Origin of the sequence: Pseudoalteromonas sp. PS5, assembly GCF_004103255.1 — a bacterium.
Lineage (GTDB): Bacteria > Pseudomonadota > Gammaproteobacteria > Enterobacterales > Alteromonadaceae > Pseudoalteromonas > Pseudoalteromonas peptidolytica.
On the sequence record NZ_RCSQ01000261.1, the window covers coordinates 1 to 693 of the forward strand.

Below are 693 nucleotides of genomic sequence, written 5' to 3' on the forward strand. Positions count from 1 at the left end.
TTTTTTAGCTAGTACTAAAAAAATCAGAGTGCAAATGCTCTATCAACACACCAATATCAAAAACCCGTTGCTCTAGCTCGATCCGGCCAGCTTCTATTTTTGAAAAGTCTAATATATCGTTAATAATTGTGTTAAGTGCCTTAATAGAATAAGTGGCTTTTTCCACAAGATCAGATGCAGTGTTACTAAGCGGCTCTGATTTTAATAATTGTAGGGTGCCATACAGGCCATTCATTGGTGTTCGTATCTCATGACTCATATTTGCTAAAAACATAGCTTTGGCCTTTGCTGCTTGCTCTGCAGCTTCTTTTGCCTGCGATAGCTCCCGTTCGTGTTTAAGCTGCTCTGTAAGATCGTTTGCCGATCCCTAAAAAGCCATCGATTTGACCTTGTTCATCTCTCAAAGCAGTAACGTTTAATTTTATTTGGACATGTTGATTTTGTTTGGTGACGTATGTCCAACGGCTAGTGTCTACCTCGCCTTGTTTCGCTTTTGCAATAAAGACTTCAAAATCAGGTTGGATCGGCTGTTTCAGTTCATCGGTAAGGGCATGTGCTTTTGCTATTACTTCACTTTTTAGGTGACAGCTATCTGGGTAGTATTTACCAATTAGCTCAGCTTTTTTATAGCCAAGCAAGCGCTCTGCGGCGGGGTTAAACTGGGTTATATTTCCGCTTTTGTCGGTTGCGATT

General features: G+C 40.5%; 2 protein-coding genes. Both read right to left on the reverse strand.

The annotated features are described in order from the left end of the window. Positions 1–4 precede the first annotated feature (4 nt). Positions 5–274 carry a histidine kinase dimerization/phospho-acceptor domain-containing protein gene (locus D9603_RS22260; RefSeq protein ID WP_241651750.1) on the reverse strand — a complete coding sequence of 90 codons (270 nt, stop codon included), beginning with the start codon at positions 272–274 and terminating at the stop codon, positions 5–7. Between the two features lie 61 nt (positions 275–335). Beyond that, positions 336–693, reverse strand: a 358-nt coding sequence (locus tag D9603_RS22265) for a PAS domain-containing protein (RefSeq protein WP_241651751.1), incomplete at its 5' end; no start/stop codon positions are given.